The sequence below is a fragment of the Clostridium estertheticum subsp. estertheticum genome (genome assembly GCF_001877035.1).
In the GTDB taxonomy this organism is placed as follows: Bacteria; Bacillota; Clostridia; order Clostridiales; family Clostridiaceae; genus Clostridium_AD; species Clostridium_AD estertheticum.
On record NZ_CP015756.1, the window covers coordinates 1,599,972 to 1,618,241 of the forward strand.

Consider the following 18,270-nt stretch of genomic DNA (forward strand, 5'->3'; position numbering starts at 1 on the left):
ATTAATCTAATTTATTTACAATTACCTGCGCTAAATAATGCTCAATATCTTCTTTTTTACATAAATCTTTTGAAAATGCTGTGGCACTTCCAGATGTAGCTCCCCATCTAAATGCTTCAATTAGATCTTTCGACTGTGAATACTTAGCTAAAAATCCTGCAATAACTGAATCTCCTGCACCAACTGAATTCTGTACTTTTCCTTTTGCTGGTGTTGCATGATAAACTCCACTTTCACAAATTAGAAGAGCGCCTCTTTCAGCCATAGATATAATTACATTCTGTGCTCCCATAACAATAAGTTTCTTTGCATATTTAATAATTTCATCTGTATCTGTAAGTTCTTTATTAAATATTTCACCTAGTTCATGATTATTAGGTTTTATTAAAAATGGCTTATTCTGAAGCGTTGCAACCAAAGCATCACCTGTAGTATCAACTACAACTTTTACATTATTAGAAGCACACTTTTTTTGAAGTCTGGCATATATGTCCCTTGGAACAGACTTCTGAACATTTCCTGATAACACTAGATAATCATTTGAAGTTAAACCTTCTACTATTGTAAATAGCTTATTTAAGTCTTCGTCTTTTATAACTGGACCGGCTCCATTGATTTCCGTCTCTTCTTTCGAGTTGAGTTTAACGTTTATTCTTGTATCACCACTTATCTCAATAAAGTCAGTTTCAACACCTTGAGACTCCAATGAATCAATTATAAATTTTCCAGTAAAACCTCCAACAAAACCCAAAGCCTTAGTTTTTATTCCAAAATTATTTAAAACTCTTGATACATTTATCCCTTTTCCGCCAGCAAATTTTTCTTCACTGTCAACTCTATTAATTGATCCTGCTTTAAAATCATCTACGGTTATAACATAATCTATAGCCGGATTAAAAGTTACTGTGTATATCATCTTTTAGTCACTACCTTTTGTATTTATTTTTAACGTCTATATATACATGATAATATAAAATCAGTTCTTAAACAACATATATGTTCATATTCGATCATGTTTTATTTACGTTTCAATAGAAAACGATCACATACGGTCATATTTTTTACGATTTATTAGATTTTAACCATATTTTAACAAAAATTGAAATTTATTTTTTTCATAACATCACCAAGTTTTTCTAGATCTTTTAGAACTATAATTATTAATGCAATTCTTGAATGAAGGTGTAAAAAGAAAAAACTGATAGCGAAAAGGTAAAGATTAATATTTTTAGAAAATTTAATACATTAATATGATATAATTTACATATATATAAAATTTGTTATAAATACTTTAAAGTTATATAATTAATAAATCATTTTGTAGGAATTAGGAAGAGAAAATTACATATAGGGGGAGAGAAATGAACAAGAAAATAGGGGTAGCCATAATGGCGCTTGTTGTAACTATGAGCGTTGGGTTTACTAGCGTATACGCAGATCCTGCGTCAGATAAGATAAAGGTTCAGCAGATTCAAACTAAAAAAAATGATCTTGTAATTAAAGTAGAGATTACAGACAATCAAATTGAAGCAATTATAGCTAAAATGAAAATTAATGAAAATAATATAGCAAAAATACAAAAGGATATAAAACAAGACCAAATGAATATTTTAGATATTGAGGGTAATATCAAAGCAGAACAGATACTTTTTAATAAAAGAATGCGAGCAATGTATATGGGTGGGTCATCAAGCTTTATAGAAGTTATCCTAGCTTCAAAGGGGATAAATGATTTTATATCCAGAGTAGAAAATGTAAAAATGATATCAAAATTTGATCAAAATGTTATTGGTGATTTAAAAACAAATGAGGCTGAAATTAATTTAAAAAAGGTAGCACTAGATACGAAAAGTACAAAGTTACTATCTTTAAGAGTTGACAATAAAAAGAAATTAGCTACTTTAACAAAACAAAAAACAGATCAAATTATATTGGTAGCACAATTAAATGCTGAGGAAAATCAATATGGTGCACAAATGGTAACAGACCAAGCTGGTATAGCAAAAGAAGTAGCTCTAGAGAAAAAAACAAATGAGGCTATATTTTCTTCTAATCCAGTTTTAGCATATGCTTCAGATTTTCTTGGTATTCCTTATGTATGGGGGGGAACAAGTCCTAAAGGCTTCGACTGTTCAGGTTTTACACAATATGTATTTGGACATTTTGGAGTGAACTTACCAAGGGTTTCAGAGGATCAACAAAATGTAGGAACACTTGTATCTAGAGCTGATCTTAGGCCTGGAGATTTGGTATTTTTCGGAACTCCTGCTCATCATGTAGGAATATATATTGGGAATGGTAACATGATAAATGCACCTCATACAGGGGCTGTAATTAGAGTTCAAACACTTAATAGCGATTTTACTTATGGACGTAGAGTTACTCCGTAAAAGAGAGTGGCAAGGTAAGTACTATAAGATCCTATATGCATAATTAAAGGATGGAATTAAACAGAATATTAACGGAGGGCAATCTTTATGATACGAGACTTAACAAAGGGCAGTCCAGCTAAAATTATTTTAGTTTTCACACTGCCGTTACTTATAGGTAATATTTTTCAGCAATTTTATAGCTTAGCAGATACTCTGATTGTGGGACGTACAATGGGAATTAATGCTCTAGCAACAGTAGGCTGTACAGGGAGCATTATGTTTCTTATACTTGGTTTTTCACAAGGATTAACTGCTGGATTTTCCATAATCACAGCTACCTGTTTTGGAGCTGGAGATAAACAGGGGGTAAGACATAGTTATGTAGCAAGTATTGTGCTAAGTTTATTAATCACAATGGTGCTTACAATTGTAAGCGTAATATTTGCACGACCAATTTTAGAGATAATGCATACACCACCAGAAATAATAGAAGGTGCTTATAATTTTATAATTATAATTTTCTGGGGCATTATAGTGTCAATGTTATTTAACTTGTTTTCTAATGTTATGAGAGCTTTGGGAGACAGCCGAACACCCCTAATATTTTTAGTTATTGCTAGTGTTTTAAATATAATTTTAGATTTCGTATTTATTTTAAGCTTCAATATGGGGGTTGCAGGAGCTGCCTGGGCAACTACAATATCTCAAGGAATTTCTGCTATATTATGCTTTAGCCATATCATGAGAAATATGCCTATTTTAAAACTACACAGGAGTGATTGGCATTTAACAAAAAAAATCATATGGGAGCATTTAAGAATGGGTCTTCCTATGGCATTTCAGGCTTCTATTATAGCAATTGGTGCAATTACTGTTCAATTTGCACTAAATAATTTAGGCGAACTATCCGTAGCGGCATACACTGCAGCACAAAAAATTGATACACTAGCAATTCAACCTATGATGTCATTTGGTATTACAATGGCCACATTTGTAGCCCAAAATTATGGCGCAGGTAAAATAGACAGAATCCGTATTGGTATAAAGCAATGTAGTATCATATCAGTAGGTTTTAGTATTATTGTTGGTCTGTTCAATATTTTAGCTGGTCGTTTTATGATATTACTTTTTGTAGGGGATAATCAACCCAAAGTAGTATCTCTTGCACAAACCTATTTAAACATAAATGGAGCAATGTACTTTGTGTTAGCGCTACTTTTTATTTACAGATATAGTCTTCAAGGATTAGGACAGAGTCTTGCTCCTACTTTAGCGGGAGTTATGGAACTAATTATGCGAATCTTTGCTGCTATTATTTTATCAAAATACTTAGGTTTTACAGGTGTCTCCATGGCAAGTCCTCTTGCATGGATTGGTTCTTGTATACCTTTAGCAATAGCTTACTATATAACTCATAAAAAATTGTATGGATTAAATAAGCCCATTTGTATAACCGAAGGATAATTTTATCTGGGATTACTGTCCATCCGATGGAGTCCCAAAACTCTTCTAAGTCAAAGGTGCTACTTTCGGTAAATATAAAACCTGTATTAATTATTATTTCAACTTCCATCTAACTCACCTCAGATTAGTCAATTTTATTTCTAATTGTGACTGTTGTCTTGTGAACTACCACCACTTATAGAAGTGGATGGCTTCTTGGTCAATACTACTACTGTAGCAAGTTCGTCTCTTCCGGAGCCGTGTGCGTCTCTTGCAGAGACGTATCCAAGCTATCAAGGTCATTCCAACTTCTCTAACAATATATCTTTTATTATATTGCTAGTTTTAGTAAATTTTTGCTCGCATTTATATCTCTATCCATTATCATCCCACATACTGGGCATATATAAGTTCTACAAGATAAGTCTTTAGTTTGACTTGATTGATTACCACAATCAGAACATAACTGACTACTTGCATAGGTTGATGGTGCTACTTTTATTTTAGCTTTTTTTCTATTATTGCTACCTTTTTGTTTTCTTGATAAATCCTTTTGAAGTTTAGTTAACCTTTTAGCTGATTTCTTTAGGTATTTAGGATTATGAAAAAACTCACCATTGCTTGTTATTGCAAACTCTTTAATTCCCAGATCTACCCCTATCTTACTATCTGTTTTAGGCAATTGAATATTTTCAGCGTCAACTAAAATAGATATATAATATTTTCCACTTGGAACTTATGATATAGTGCAAGATTTAATTAACACATTGAATTCTCTATGCTGCTTTATTTTTATCATAGACTTTAATTTAGGGACTTTGATATGCTTATTTTCAATATACACAGTGCCATTTATGTCCTCTAAAAATGGAGTCACTTTTTTGCAAGTACCTAACCCATCAGCTGTTATATGTATATCAATGGAGCGTCGGTCTTCTTTATTTGGATGCCTTTTAATAAAGTTTTTTCTTTCAAGTATATCAATTATTCTAGTTAAAGTAGACTGATCTTTACTCGAAACTTCAGCTAAATTTTTTTACTCTCACTATATAAAGCAATGAAGTGTTAGTTTAAATCAATTAGCTCCAAAGTATTATCCTCATGTAACGGCTATAATGAACACACTTCAGACTTGCTTTTACAAAATTGCAACTGTTTTACATAATAGTAAAAAACATATGGGTTAAGAATATAATTTAACACTCGATAGAATAAAGGGGAATAAAATTATATTACAACACAGTGCTATATAATCATGTAAAATTAAATATAAAAAAGTTAGCAGGGGGAATTAAAAATGTTAAAGAAAATGAAAATATCGCAAAAACTATTTGCAACTAGTATAATAAGTGCTGTATTTCTACTTAGTGTTGGTGTCCTTGGTCTTAGGAGCATGAGCACTATTAATAATAATGGTAATTTTATTTACGAAAATAGTTTAATTAGGCTAGAAAAGATATATACGGTCCAAGGTAACAGCTACAAAGAAAAGATAGATTTAGAACATGTGCTAAATGTTAAGTTTAAAGATGAAATGGCTCATATGAAAGAGGACATGAGTAAAATATTAATTGAGAATACTAAACTCTTTACTGAGTACGAGAAGATACCTTTTGATAATGACAAGGAGAAGCAAAACTATAACAAATTGAAAGCTTCATTACCAGCATACTATGAGTCATTAAATAAGGTAGTAAGGTTAGCTGAAAGTGGTAACTACGCAGAAGCTACAAGAGTTTACAAAAATGAGTATGGTTTACTTAGAACACCTTTAAAAGATGGTTTATCAACAATAATAAAAGAGAATACAACCTCAGCCGAAAATAAATGGAATATAAATAAGTCTGTATTTAGTAATTCCTTTAGATTGTTAAATGTGATAATGATAGTAGGGGTAATAATAAGTTTCGCATTAGGTATAATTTTGGCGATATGGCTTGTAAAGAGAATACATGTTGTTGTGAAGTTTGCTGATAATCTAAAAGATGGAGATTTAACACAACAAATGAAGATTACTGAAGGTGATGAATTAGGGAAAATGTCTACTTCTTTAAACGAAGCTGGAGAAAATATAAAAATGTTAATTACACAAATAATGACGGATGCCTCGAGTATCAGTGCTACTAGTGAGGAACTATCCGCAACTACAGAAGAGATATCATCGAAGATGGAAATTGTTAAGGAATCAATAATGCAGATTTCAAGTGGGTCACAGCAACTAAGTACTACTACAGAAGAAGTAAATGCGACAGCAGAAAATATTTCACAAAATGCATTACAAGTAGCAAAAAAGGCAAGCGATGGGACTAAGTCGGCAAAGGAAATAGATAAAAGAGCTACTGAAATTAAAGTAAATGCAAATGAAAGTTATAAAATAGCTAATGAGGTATATGATATTAAGCAGCAAAACATAATTAAAGCAATAGAGGAAGGTAATGTTGTCCAAGAGGTAAAGAGAATGGCAGAGGCAATAGGAGATATTGCGGCTCAAACTAATCTTCTTGCTTTAAATGCAGCTATAGAAGCGGCTAGGGCTGGGGAACAAGGTAAAGGATTTGCAGTTGTAGCTGACGAAGTTAGAACGCTTGCAGAGCAATCAACCGAAACTGTTAAAAACATCCAAGAAGTAACAGAGCGGGTAGAAAAGGCTTTTCAAAACCTTTCGGGCAATGCAAATGAGGTACTTGAATATATTGAAACTCAAGTTAAACCAGATTATGAAATGTTAATAAATGTTGGTAAGCAGTATGGAGAAGATGCTTCTTTCTATAATGGATTATCTAAAGATATTATGACTTCAATGGATGATGTAACAGAAACCATTTCAGAAGTTAAAAATGCAATTGAAAACGTATCTTCAATTGCGCAGGAATCGTCAGCTAGTTCGCAGGAAATACTAGGGAGTATAAGTGAAACTAATTCAGCAATTCACGAGGTTGCTCAGGCTGCTCAGAGCCAAGCTGAACTTGCTGAAAAACTTAATGAAATGATTCAAAAATTTAAAATATAATCTAGATTGTACATAATATATTTTGTCTCAAAATAGAGAGTAATTTCTATTTTGAGGCAATTTTTTTGATTGGGGTTATTTTAGCAGCAATACTAAACAATTAGGGTATAATATATTTAGTGAGGCTCGGAATAATTATTTGTTTATAAAGAATACAAGGAGGCAAATATATGTTTATTAAAGTAGAAAATTTAAAAAAGAGTTATACGACTGGAGAGATAAGAACTGAGGTGTTAAAGGGTGTAGGAATGGTTCTGGATACTGGAGAGATTGGTGTAATACTCGGGCCATCTGGTTCTGGTAAATCAACTTTACTTAATATCATAGGTGGAATAGATAGATGTGATTCTGGCCTAGTAAAGGTGGAGAATACAGTAGTTACGGAGCTCTCGGATAATAAACTTACAGACTACAGACGGGATAAGATAGGCTTTATATTTCAATTTTATAATCTTATACCTAACCTAACAGTAGGCGAAAATATTGAAGTAGTTTCAAACATTAGTAGGTCTCCACTTGAAATTGATGAGGTACTAAGTTCAGTTGGAATGCTGGATAAGAAGTATAGATTTCCAAAGGAATTGAGTGGTGGAGAGCAGCAGAGAGTCTCAATAGCAAGAGCGGTAGTTAAAAATCCTAAGCTTTTATTATGTGACGAGCCTACAGGAGCCCTAGACTTTATAACTTCAAGAGAAATATTAAAACTTTTGCAAAAAATTAATAAGGACTTTGGAACAACCATACTTATGATAACTCATAATACAGCTATAAGTGCAATGGCGAATAGGGTTTACAAAGTACGTGGCGGGGAAATCGTAGAGTGCCAAATCAATGAAACTACAATGCCTGCAGAAAGGATTGAGTGGTAATGGTTATTAATAAAAAAATAAAGAGAACCATGATGGAGAATAAGTCACAATATTTTGGATCCTTAGCACTCATTATTATAAGTTGTCTTTTATTTACCATGTTTAAATTACTCTCAGGGAACCTAACAAATATAACTTCAACTTTTGGGAAAAATTACAAACAAGAAGATTCAAGCTTTATGGCGGATAAGAAACTAAGTAATATATCAGAAATAGAATCAAAATTCAACATGAAAATGGAAGAGGGTAACACCTTTGATTATCCGGTTACTAAGGACAAAGTAATAAGAATATTTTCAGAGAATTCAAAGGTAAATATACCTGCAATAATAAAGGGTAAAGCCTTAAGTGGCAATGATATTCTCATTGACCCAGCCTATGCAAAAGCAAATAAGTTAGAAGTCGGAGATAGCTTTAAAGTTTATGATAAGAGTTTTAAGATAGCTGGTTTTATGTCGCTTCCGAGTTATATATATCCACTTAAAGAAGCCAGTGACATATTAACTGATCCTAATAACTTTGGAATTGCAGTAATGTCAAAAGTAGATTTAAGTGTTATGAAAAAAGGAAATGTTTTTTACTCGATTAGGTTTAATGGGGATAGAAGAGATATAGAAAAAAGAACAACTGCGTTTAAAGATTATTTGAATAATGAAGATATTACAATTATTAGCTGGATGGATGCTTGGGCAAATTCAAGAATAACCTTTGTAACAACAAAGATAAGTGGTATTAATCAGATAAGTTCTTCTATGCCTGTGGCTATACTTTTACTTACATGCATATTAACGGGAATTGTTATGTGGAGAATGATTAAGAGAGAAGCTGTAATCATTGGAACTCTTTATGCCTTTGGTTACAAGAAAAAGCAAATTCAAAATCACTATTTAAGATATCCCATAATAATTGCTTTAACTGGAGGAATAATTGGGACTATACTTGGTATCCTTGCTTTAAAGCCTATGATAAATGTTATGGTATCGTATTTTAATATGCCGGTTGGTACTGTAAACTTTGATATAAAGTATTTGCTTACAAGTATACTTATGCCTGTTGTTTTTCTAAGCGCTGCAGGATATCTTGTGGTTAACAAATCTCTTAAGAGTTCTCCACTAGAACTTATGCGCGGTGGGAAAGAGAATAATAAGGTTGGATTTATAGAGAAAAATTTAAAGCTAGATAAACTAAGATTTTCTACCAAGTTTAAGGTAAGAGAGCAGCTTAGAAGTATACCAAGGAGTGTATTTCTATTGCTTGGAGTTTCACTTGCAACTGTATTACTACTCTTTGGATTCGCAGCAAAGAGTTCCTTAGAGAGTTTAATGAAGGATGGTTTTGATGCATCCTTTAAATATAATTATAGCTATGTTTTTAATTCTATTAAGAAGGGTAATCCAACGGGTGGCGAGGCTTTTTCGGAGTCGCCATTCACACTAAAGTCAGATAGTAAAATCAATATAGTAGCATATGGAGTAAGTCCAAGTTCAAAATATGTTGTCTTTAAAGATAAATCAGGTAAAATATTAAGTACAGATAAAAGTATTATTACTAGTTCACTTGCAGACAAACTTAAGGTGAATCCTGGTGATACTATTAAAGTTATTAATACACTTGATTCTAAGTTGTACAGCATTACTGTGGATAGCATTGCTAAGTCTTATGTTGGAAACTACATTTATATCCCAATGCCAAAGTTTAATAAAATGATGAGTTATCCATCTGGTAGTTATATGGGACTATGGAGTAATTCAAAACTTAATATCCCTGAAAACCAATTATTAACTACTGTAACTAAAGCTGATATAAAAAATGCATTTAATGCAATGACAGCGCCAATCCAAACAATGGTAGGTACTATGGCCTTTATGTCCTTTCTTATTGGACTCATAGTCATATATGTTGTAACTTCAATGATTATAGACGAGAATAAGGAAAACATATCTCTTATGAAAGTTTTAGGGTATAGGAAGAAAGAAGTATATTCAATGATTTTGAATAGTTCAGCTGTTTTAGTAATACTAGGTTATATTTTAGGAGTACCAATCCTTCTAGCATTATTAGGGGCAATGTTTAAATCTTTAACTAAGGAGATGAGCCTATCACTTCCAGTAACAATAAGTTATAGTTATCTTATTATTGGGTTTGTGATTATTTATATTACTTATGAATTATCAAAGGCTTTAAGTAAGAAAAAGCTTAACAAGATTTCTATGACAGAGGTTTTAAAGTCTAGATTAGAGTAATAAACAAGTTGGGGTGTTCTATTTACTACCGTCTATTTTTTTATAAAAACTCGTAATAATTGAATATCCAAGTATTAATGGGAATACCCATATAAAGCTTTGATTACTAGTTAATAAAATACCAATAGGATATGCTAATATATTTCGTACTAATTGATTACTACTATAGTATATGAAAACAGCAAGTGAAAAATACAATGAGGGAAGCCCAAGTAATAAGAATTTAGGGACATTCATTATCCATGTTCCTTCTTTTTTTATTTCATGGATTAAATGTTCTAAACCCAGGAGCAAACCTATTGCTCCATAAAAAATAATCATTAAAATATTTTGAAGATAAGGATGAGTATTATAGGTTTCCTGTGCATTTCTATTAATACCATCAAGAAGGTGCTGCCCACTAAATACAATAAAAAGTATTATTAGGATTATAAAAAAATACTTTAACCAAGATTTATCTTTCATAACATCCCTCCATATTTTAAAGTTAAAATACTTTCTGCAAATAAATCACAAGCTCCGTTCTGTTATTTACCTGCAGTTTTTCTAGTATTTTAGACACATAATTTTTCACAGTGCCTTCAGTAACAAATAAAGCTTCACTTATAGATTTGTTGCTTTTCCCATCAATTATATGTTTTGCCACGTCGAATTCACGGGGAGTTAATATTTGTAGCAATTTCTCTTTTTCATCATTTTTCTTTTGGGCAGAATTTTCAATGGGTCTAGAGTTTAAAGCTTTAACAACTTTTTCAGTGATTTTGGGATTTAAAAAGATACTTCCTTCTAAAGCAGCTTTAATAGAATTTATTATTTCTTTTGAACCGGAATCTTTAAGAATGTACCCGTCAGCGCCATATTTTAGTCCCTGAAAAATATAATCGTCTTCGTCGAATGTAGTTAATATAATAACCTTTATGTTTGGGTGATTTTCTTTAACAAATTTTGTTGCCTCTATGCCATCCATAATGGGCATCCTTATGTCCATTAATATTACTTGTGGAGAAAGTTTTTTTAGTAGCTCAATTAATTGTTTGCCATTATAAGCTTCACCTATACAATTTATTTCCTCGTTCAAACTTAAAATTCTTTTTAAGCCTTCCCGTACAATTTCTTGATCATCTACAATAACTAAATCAATCATCAATTTCACTTCCTATCTATAATTTAAAATACTTTTTATATCTACAATATATTTTCAGGGATTTTGCCTTCTATTGTAAAGCCAACTAGATCCTCAGACTTAAAGATGATTTCACCATTAAGCAAATGCACTCTTTCTTCCATACCCATAATACCATTAGAACGTATTATTTTTTTGCAACCTACACCATTATTTTCTATTTTGAAAATGATGCTATTTGATGATTTACTAATATGAATACTAAAGGATGTAGCATTGCCATGTTTTATCCCGTTAGTAATTGCTTCTCTTAAAGTTTTATAAATACAAGTTTTAATCCCACTACTTACCTTCTCTACGTTTTCATCAAAATCTAAATTAAACTCATATTTGTCTGTTTGTTTAAATTTAAGAAAAATTTGATTAATATCCTTTCTTAGGCTAAGGGTACTATTTTCTTTAAGTACACTAACTGCTCCCCTTAAACTTTTCATGCACTCTTTAGAAAGAGAATAACAGTCTTGCATAGCTATTTTAGCCTTTTCTGGGTTTATAGTAGCAATATTTTCTGCATATTCTAAATTCATACTTAAGGCTACAAGTGAATGACCCATGGAATCGTGAAGCTCTTGGGCAATTCTAGTCCTTTCTTTTGTAATAGTAAGGTCCTCTATTTTTTTTGAATATTGTATTAATGTTAAATTAGTTTTCTCAAGCTCCTCATTAAGCTTTTCTTTTTTAACTTTTTCTATAATTATATTTTTAATTAAAAAACAAACTATAAGGTTTATAGCATAATTCCGCAATATGATTTCAAAATTATAAAACAATATGTTTGAATATAATATTGCACTTAAAAAAACAAAGCTAACAAAATTAATAATAAACAAGCTTTTATAAATTTTTTTGATAGGTATAATCAGTTCTACGGTCAAAAGAGAACTGTATGTTATAGTATCAGTTTTAGTTTTATAGGCAAGGTAACATATTATTAGATTGCTTAAAATATAAGAAATATATTTTACAAACTCATTAGAATTTATTCTAACATAATCATTTATAGCTAAAAAAACAATTAAGAATATAGTAATTATTTGAAATTGACTTTGTAGTGTACTGTTAAAAAGCGTTATGATAACAATAATTTGTAAAATTTTCAAGGCTAGAAATCTATTTTTTCCAGATAAAAGAAAATCCATAATGCATACCTTCAATCATATTTTTCTTTATTATATCATAGTTCCGTATATCCGTAGATAAACTCATGACTAAAGTACTATACCATATGATTACTTTAGTAGATATTCAAAAGACCTTATAAAAAGTACAATATGAGCATAGTAAGAAATAGGGGGCAAAGAAATGCTTGAATTAATAAATTTAACAAAAAAATATGGTGAATTTACAGCAATTGATAATATTTCTTTTAAAGTAGAACAAGGTGAAATATTTGGGCTTTTGGGACCAAATGGAGCAGGGAAATCCACTATTGTTTCTATGATAAGTACGGTTAGTCCACCTACAAGAGGTGACATAAGAGTTGATAACAAATCATTAAGAGAAAAACCTATGGAAATAAAAAAGATAATGGGAATAGTACCTCAGGATATAGCTTTATACGAAGCCTTGAGTGCAAAAGATAATCTAGAGTTCTTTGGATGTTTATATGGCTTAAAAGGAAAAAAACTAAAAGACAGAACGTCTGAGGTGCTAGATATTATAGAACTAAAAGATAAGAAAGACCAAGCAGTTTCGGAATTTTCAGGAGGAATGAAGAGAAGAGTTAATATTGGTATTGCATTAATGAACAACCCAAAGCTTTTAATATTAGATGAACCAACAGTTGGAATAGATCCACAGTCTAGAAATCATATTCTTGAAACAATAAAAAGATTAAATAAAGAGAGAGGCATGACAGTAATTTATACTAGTCATTATATGGAAGAGGTTGAGTATCTTTGCAAAAGAGTTGCTATTGTAGATCATGGAAAGCTAATAGCGCTAGGAACTAAAGAGGAGCTAAAGGAAAAGCTTAAAGTAAAAGATACGTTAACAATTACTTACAGCAAAGCGGATAAGGATTCTTTAGAAAAAGTTAAAAATATTGCTGGAACAGAAGAAGTTAGAATTAACAAAAATGAAATAGCTATGTTAGTAAATCCAAATGAAAAAAATATTATAGATATTGTTGAGGATATAAGAAATCTCGGAATAAAATTAACTGGTTTCAAATACGACGAAGTAAACTTAGAAAGTATTTTTCTTAAGGTAACAGGAAAATCTTTAAGAGAATAATAAGGAAGGTGACAAATCCATGAATAAACTAGTCTATTTGTTTTTACTAGACACTAAGCTGTTATTAAAATCTAAGGTATTTTATTTTAAATTGGTATTATTTCCAATTGTACTTGTGTTAATAATTGGATCGCTTAATAGTAGTCAAGTTACACTAAAAGCATTTAATGTAGGATATTACAGCGATGATTCATCATTTCAAAGTTTAAACCTTTCCAATATTTTAAGGGATGATGTATTAAAAAGTAAGGATGTAAAGGGAGTAATAAATTTAAAATCGGTGAAAAGTTATGCGGAAGGTAAAAAATTAGTAAGTAATGGAACTTACGTAGCTTTAGTTTATGTGCCAAAAGATTTTACTAAAAACTATATAAATAATTCTAAGATAAACATTTCTGTTATAGGAGATAACAACAAATTAGATGATGTTTCAATAGTGAAAACCATTTTAAATAGTTTTGATAAAAATATTTCTATAAAGAGAGTTGAGCAAAATGAGGTTATAGAGGATATGGCTTTAAATAAATCAAAGGTAAGGGCAGTAGATGTAAATAAGTTGATTAGTAATATACAAAATACAAGTGCTAATTCTTCTGAAATCTCAAAGATAGCTACAAGAAAGAATGCAAAACCTATAGATGTGATGCAATATATGCTTATTGGAATGGTAGTAATGTTCTCCATTCTAACAGCCTTTGAATTAGCACATAGCATAGTTAATGATAAGTTAAATAACACCATGAATAGGATAAAATCCACACCTACAGCAAATTTCCAATATGTGTTTGGTAAAGTAATTGGAGTTGTATTTGCAATAATGGTTCAGATGATCACAGTAATTACAATAGGTGGAATTGTTTTTAGAGAGAGCTTCGGAAATATATTTTACATTTTATTAGTAACAGCAGTTTATGCTTTAACTATTGGAATGATTGTATTTTGTGCGGGGATAACAGCAAAAAATCATATGGAAATTTCAACTTTTGCTACACCAATTTTGTGGGGATTCAGTTTCCTTGGTGGAAGCCTTATAAATAAAAGTAATTTTCCAAATAACCTCCAAATGATCCAGAAGATAATACCAAACGGAAAAGCAATAAACTGCTATTTAGCAATTTGTGAAGGTAAGGGAATAGGAGATATTTATATGGATCTTGTAGAGCTTTTAGCAATAGCTGCAGTGTTTTTGATAATGGCTTTAATACTACTTAATAAAGGGAAAAATAATCTTTTAGTAAAAGATAATACATCTAAAGGATAATTTTGAAAGGAGAGAAAACTATGCAGATATTAATTATGATAAAAAACCAACTAAAACTTCTTTTTAATAATAGAATGTCAATTTTCATTATGATTGCAGCACCGATATTACTTACTTGGTTATTTTCAATTTCAATTAGTAATAGTAGTAAAACAAATGTATATTTAGCGGATAATGATAAGAGTAAAGCATCTAAGCAGTTAATAGCTATGATAGAAAAGCACGAAGATTTAAGTGTAACTATACTAGCGGAAAAGGATATAAAAAATAAAATTGATAATGGTGATATTAATAATGGCGCAGTAATAGATGCGGGATTTGAAAGAAGCTTAAAAAATGGCAAAGCATTAAACGATGTTAAACTTATTGAAAATTATGATAATCCTGATGGACAAAATCTTTCTATCACTATTTTATCTGAAGAAAATGCTTTACAAAAGATTACTATAGATTCAAAAAATATTTCGAATGTTCTTAAGGTTAATAATGATGAAATATCAAAAAAACTTATTAACAAAGTAAACAGTGATAATAGTATATCAAGCTTTTATAAAGAGATAAACACAAGTCAAAAAACAGAAGATAAGACTACTGAAAGATTAATTGGGTTTTTAGTAATGTTTATATGGTTTGTTGTAGTTCAAGGTTTTAGAACTTTAATAGAAGAAAGAGAAAATAACACTTTTAATAGAATAAAAGGGATGCCAACAAGTTACTTGAAATATTTGATAAGCAAAATCATAGCTACTTATATACTAGGGCTTACAGTTATAGCAGCAATACTTTTAGTGGGGAAATATGCTTTAAAGGCAAGTATAGTTAATAATATTTTTCCAGAGGCATCTATATTTGCAATATACCTGTTTGCTGTGGTTGGAATAATAATGATATTTGTTCCTTTTGTAAAAAAACATCAGACATTTACTATATTGGGGTCAGTACTAATGGTAATAACCGGTATGCTTGGAGGAAGCTTTTTTTCTATGGATGAACTAACAGCCCCAAAACCACTTCAAATTATATCAAGATGCATGCCTGAAAATTGGGGGATAAAGGCACTAAAAGATGTGATTTTTAACAATTCACCTCTAAGTTTAGAAATAAATAGTATAGTAATATTACTTTCTATTGGCATATTAGGGCTATTAGTATCAACAATATTAACAAATATTAATATGAAAGCTGAAAAAAGCTTTTTAAAATAACAAAAACAGGAGTGATTACTATGAATCTAAAATTGATAATGTTGATAGCAGCAGTGATTTTAGGAATAATATTAAATGTGTTTATAGGAAAAATAGCAGTGTTTCTATTTAAAAAGGATGGTACTTTATCAAGATTACCTATAAGGGTTGTTGGAATAATGCTAATCATTAATGGTATACCAGCAATATTTGATATTTTGAAATAATTTATCTTTGAGAGCAATAAGTTATAGAAAAACACAAATATATTAAACAACAGATATTAAAGACTGCATTTTAGGATGATTATGTAACTCAATTGGAATTGTATTATATTCAGAATATCAATACACACTTAATAAAGTAAACTCATATCTAATATAATGATATGGGTTTACTTGTAACGACATATTCGAAGGTGGTGAATTAATTAATCAACCTTTCCTACACTCATTTTGTTTATCAATATTATTGTCTATATACTTTTGCGTCCATGGACAATTTACTAAACATTTTAAGCAGCCATTACAGTGGTAAACATTAACTATAGAATCTCTATTCATACCTGGTTCCCATGTAGAACCATGGATAGCACCCGTAGGACATATATCCTTACATACAGTACATTCTCCACATTTAGGCATTATTATTGACCGATTTTCAATAGGTAACGGTGCATTTGTCAAAATGGTACACATACACAACGCACTTCCGTATTGTTTGGTAACTAACAAATTACTTTTCCCAATCCAGCCTAATCCAGCCAATATGGCAATCTTTTTATGTGGAAGTGGAGTGGTTTTCGTAGTTTCATCATAAAATCCATTTAGTAGATTTTTTTCTGATTGTGCAAAGGCTTTGTATCCTTTTGTAATAATGAAATCAGCCGTCCAGTCTGCAAGTTCATTAACAAGGTGTTCTTTTCCCCCGAACTCAGAATGGTCTGCTATGTTTCCTTTTGATAGACGAAAAATATAACCTTCGCTTAGAACTATTCCTATCAAAATAGCAACGCTGTAACCTCTATTTTCTTTTACCGAGAGCATTGATATATCAACTGTCTTGATAAAATTAACACCACGACGATTTAAGGCAGAAATTAACTCACTCATTATATGCTCCTCCTAAATATAAAGTGATGATAGATACTGTATATCCCAGGTTAACTTTTGCATGGAATTCCTCCTTCCTATTAGAAATTAATAGGAAAGATAACAGGTGGATTGTTACAAACTTTTTTCATCATAAGTCCTCCTAATTTAATATATTTTCTACTAAAATTGTACCATTAGAGAATATAAAGCTAAACCTTAAAGACAGTTAATAAAAAAAAATGAGCCAATACAATAAGAAAACGGATAGAGGTCCCTGGTCCCCATTCCTTTTTATTGCTTAGTTAATTAGTAGTTTATAGGATGAAAACATATTTGTCGAGAAAATGCGAATAATTATTCGATTTACTATTGACATTATGTACAGCGCTCTTTATAATATGAAATGCGAATGATCATTCACAATTTATATTAAAAGGGAAATGATAATAATGATGTATTTAGTTTTTAAAAATTACCACTTTAAAAATTATCGTAAAGTGGAAATGTCAAATTATTAATGGGGGGAATTTTTATTATGAAAAATACTATCTTTTATTTCACTGGAACAGGAAATTCATTAAAAGTAGCTCAAGACTTAGCTATAAAATTAGGTGATTCAACTATTGTTTCGATTACTAGTTTTTTGAAAAAAAATGGAGAAATTCTAATTTCATCTGAGAGAATTGGAATTGTTTATCCAGTATATATGTGGGGGATTCCTAAAATAGTATCTAAATTTATAAAGGTAATTTCACATAAGAATAAAGATAAGTTCTTTTTTGCAGTAGCAACTAATGGAGGAAAAGTAGCTGGTTCCTTATTAGTATTGTCTAATAAACTATCATCAAGGGGATTTAAGCTTTCGTTAGGTTTTTCACTGAAACTGCCTTCAAATTTTACACCTAAACATAGTGCAGATTCTATTAAAGATCAGAAGTCTTTATTTATAGTTGCAGAAAAAAAATTAAGTGAAATTGCTTTATTAATAAAAAATAATGAGATTGCTAAAATAGAACGAGGTACATTTAAGGAGTGTATTCTAAAGACAAGTATTTTTTATAGAATTATTTCACCATTTATTCCTAAACTGGATAAGATTTTTGTGGTTGATAAAAATTGTATTTCATGTGGGCTATGTGAAAAAATATGCCCAGTTCAAAATGTTATATTGAAAAATGGCAAACCTATCTGGACACATAATTGTGAAATGTGCTTTAGGTGTTTAAGCTATTGTCCAAAAGATGCGATACAATTTGGCAAAGGTACTATAGGAAAAAAACGATATAAAAACCCCTTTATTAAAGTTAATGACTTTTAAGATAACATTTTATGACTTATAAGGAAAGGCTACTAAGTGGATTCTATATCCATAATTT

At 30.5% G+C, this 18,270-nt stretch carries 15 protein-coding genes and 1 pseudogene; 10 read left to right on the forward strand and 6 right to left on the reverse strand.

Annotation, left to right across the window (positions count from 1 at the left end; translation table 11 throughout):
- Position 1 precedes the first annotated feature (1 nt).
- Entirely contained in the window at positions 2-916 is a 915-nt protein-coding gene (gene pfkB, locus A7L45_RS07435; protein WP_071612194.1) for a 1-phosphofructokinase, read from the reverse strand.
- Between the two features lie 445 nt (positions 917-1,361).
- Here pfkB and A7L45_RS07440 point away from each other — a divergent pair, with 445 nt between their 5' ends.
- Positions 1,362-2,390, forward strand: coding sequence for a C40 family peptidase (locus A7L45_RS07440; protein WP_071612195.1), 1,029 nt, complete (start codon positions 1,362-1,364; stop codon positions 2,388-2,390).
- An 87-nt stretch (positions 2,391-2,477) separates the two neighbouring features.
- Positions 2,478-3,836, forward strand: a complete 1,359-nt coding sequence (locus A7L45_RS07445) for an MATE family efflux transporter (RefSeq protein ID WP_084647382.1) — start codon at positions 2,478-2,480, stop codon at positions 3,834-3,836.
- 310 nt (positions 3,837-4,146) lie between these two features.
- On the opposite strand, the pseudogene A7L45_RS07450 reads toward A7L45_RS07445, so the two are convergent.
- Positions 4,147-4,665, reverse strand: a pseudogene (locus tag A7L45_RS07450) (transposase); the annotation flags it as partial.
- A gap of 447 nt (positions 4,666-5,112) precedes the next feature.
- On the opposite strand from A7L45_RS07450, the gene A7L45_RS07460 reads away from it, so the two are divergent.
- From A7L45_RS07460 to A7L45_RS07470, 3 genes are all read left to right on the forward strand, one after another.
- A complete protein-coding gene (locus tag A7L45_RS07460) occupies positions 5,113-6,825 on the forward strand; it encodes a methyl-accepting chemotaxis protein (RefSeq protein ID WP_071612196.1) in 1,713 nt (570 codons plus the stop codon).
- A 170-nt stretch (positions 6,826-6,995) separates the two neighbouring features.
- A complete protein-coding gene (locus A7L45_RS07465; RefSeq protein ID WP_071612197.1) occupies positions 6,996-7,694 on the forward strand; it encodes an ABC transporter ATP-binding protein in 699 nt (232 codons plus the stop codon).
- Positions 7,694-9,937 carry an ABC transporter permease gene (locus A7L45_RS07470; protein ID WP_071612198.1) on the forward strand — a complete coding sequence of 748 codons (2,244 nt, stop codon included), beginning with the start codon at positions 7,694-7,696 and terminating at the stop codon, positions 9,935-9,937. The genes A7L45_RS07465 and A7L45_RS07470 overlap by 1 nt, the downstream gene beginning before the upstream one ends.
- Positions 9,938-9,955: 18 nt before the next feature.
- On the opposite strand, the gene A7L45_RS07475 is transcribed toward A7L45_RS07470, so the two are convergent.
- The 3 genes from A7L45_RS07475 to A7L45_RS07485 are packed head-to-tail and all read right to left on the reverse strand — an operon-like array spanning position 9,956 to position 12,259.
- Complete coding sequence (locus tag A7L45_RS07475; protein WP_071612199.1) at positions 9,956-10,402, reverse strand: hypothetical protein; 447 nt, start codon at positions 10,400-10,402, stop codon at positions 9,956-9,958.
- Between the two features lie 22 nt (positions 10,403-10,424).
- On the reverse strand, positions 10,425-11,081 hold the full coding sequence (locus A7L45_RS07480) for a response regulator transcription factor (RefSeq protein WP_071612200.1): 657 nt from the start codon (positions 11,079-11,081) through the stop codon (positions 10,425-10,427).
- A gap of 41 nt (positions 11,082-11,122) precedes the next feature.
- On the reverse strand, positions 11,123-12,259 hold the full coding sequence (locus tag A7L45_RS07485) for a sensor histidine kinase (RefSeq protein WP_071612201.1): 1,137 nt from the start codon (positions 12,257-12,259) through the stop codon (positions 11,123-11,125).
- 163 nt (positions 12,260-12,422) lie between these two features.
- On the opposite strand from A7L45_RS07485, the gene A7L45_RS07490 reads away from it, so the two are divergent.
- Genes A7L45_RS07490 through A7L45_RS07505 form a run of 4 tightly spaced genes read left to right on the forward strand, consistent with a single transcriptional unit; the run spans position 12,423 to position 16,027 of the window.
- Entirely contained in the window at positions 12,423-13,355 is a 933-nt protein-coding gene (locus tag A7L45_RS07490; RefSeq protein ID WP_071612202.1) for an ABC transporter ATP-binding protein, read from the forward strand.
- 19 nt (positions 13,356-13,374) lie between these two features.
- On the forward strand, positions 13,375-14,616 hold the full coding sequence (locus A7L45_RS07495; RefSeq protein WP_071612203.1) for an ABC transporter permease: 1,242 nt from the start codon (positions 13,375-13,377) through the stop codon (positions 14,614-14,616).
- A 20-nt stretch (positions 14,617-14,636) separates the two neighbouring features.
- Positions 14,637-15,821, forward strand: a complete 1,185-nt coding sequence (locus tag A7L45_RS07500; protein WP_071612204.1) for an ABC transporter permease — start codon at positions 14,637-14,639, stop codon at positions 15,819-15,821.
- A gap of 20 nt (positions 15,822-15,841) precedes the next feature.
- Positions 15,842-16,027: a hypothetical protein gene (locus A7L45_RS07505; RefSeq protein ID WP_071612205.1), complete on the forward strand. Its 186-nt coding sequence runs from the start codon at positions 15,842-15,844 to the stop codon at positions 16,025-16,027.
- A 207-nt stretch (positions 16,028-16,234) separates the two neighbouring features.
- Here the strand turns inward: A7L45_RS07505 and A7L45_RS07510 are convergent, their stop codons facing one another.
- Complete coding sequence (locus A7L45_RS07510) at positions 16,235-16,912, reverse strand: epoxyqueuosine reductase (RefSeq protein WP_071612206.1); 678 nt, start codon at positions 16,910-16,912, stop codon at positions 16,235-16,237.
- A gap of 517 nt (positions 16,913-17,429) precedes the next feature.
- Here A7L45_RS07510 and A7L45_RS07515 point away from each other — a divergent pair.
- Entirely contained in the window at positions 17,430-18,212 is a 783-nt protein-coding gene (locus tag A7L45_RS07515; protein WP_071612207.1) for an EFR1 family ferrodoxin, read from the forward strand.
- Positions 18,213-18,270: the final 58 nt, after the last annotated feature.

Coding starts and splice junctions, on each gene's coding strand:
- pfkB (WP_071612194.1), bottom strand. CDS start 916: ATGATATACACAGTAACTTTTAATCCGGCTATAGATTATGTTATAACC.
- A7L45_RS07440 (WP_071612195.1), top strand. CDS start 1,362: ATGAACAAGAAAATAGGGGTAGCCATAATGGCGCTTGTTGTAACTATG.
- A7L45_RS07445 (WP_084647382.1), top strand. CDS start 2,478: ATGATACGAGACTTAACAAAGGGCAGTCCAGCTAAAATTATTTTAGTT.
- A7L45_RS07460 (WP_071612196.1), top strand. CDS start 5,113: ATGTTAAAGAAAATGAAAATATCGCAAAAACTATTTGCAACTAGTATA.
- A7L45_RS07465 (WP_071612197.1), top strand. CDS start 6,996: ATGTTTATTAAAGTAGAAAATTTAAAAAAGAGTTATACGACTGGAGAG.
- A7L45_RS07470 (WP_071612198.1), top strand. CDS start 7,694: ATGGTTATTAATAAAAAAATAAAGAGAACCATGATGGAGAATAAGTCA.
- A7L45_RS07475 (WP_071612199.1), bottom strand. CDS start 10,402: ATGAAAGATAAATCTTGGTTAAAGTATTTTTTTATAATCCTAATAATA.
- A7L45_RS07480 (WP_071612200.1), bottom strand. CDS start 11,081: ATGATTGATTTAGTTATTGTAGATGATCAAGAAATTGTACGGGAAGGC.
- A7L45_RS07485 (WP_071612201.1), bottom strand. CDS start 12,259: ATGGATTTTCTTTTATCTGGAAAAAATAGATTTCTAGCCTTGAAAATT.
- A7L45_RS07490 (WP_071612202.1), top strand. CDS start 12,423: ATGCTTGAATTAATAAATTTAACAAAAAAATATGGTGAATTTACAGCA.
- A7L45_RS07495 (WP_071612203.1), top strand. CDS start 13,375: ATGAATAAACTAGTCTATTTGTTTTTACTAGACACTAAGCTGTTATTA.
- A7L45_RS07500 (WP_071612204.1), top strand. CDS start 14,637: ATGCAGATATTAATTATGATAAAAAACCAACTAAAACTTCTTTTTAAT.
- A7L45_RS07505 (WP_071612205.1), top strand. CDS start 15,842: ATGAATCTAAAATTGATAATGTTGATAGCAGCAGTGATTTTAGGAATA.
- A7L45_RS07510 (WP_071612206.1), bottom strand. CDS start 16,912: ATGAGTGAGTTAATTTCTGCCTTAAATCGTCGTGGTGTTAATTTTATC.
- A7L45_RS07515 (WP_071612207.1), top strand. CDS start 17,430: ATGAAAAATACTATCTTTTATTTCACTGGAACAGGAAATTCATTAAAA.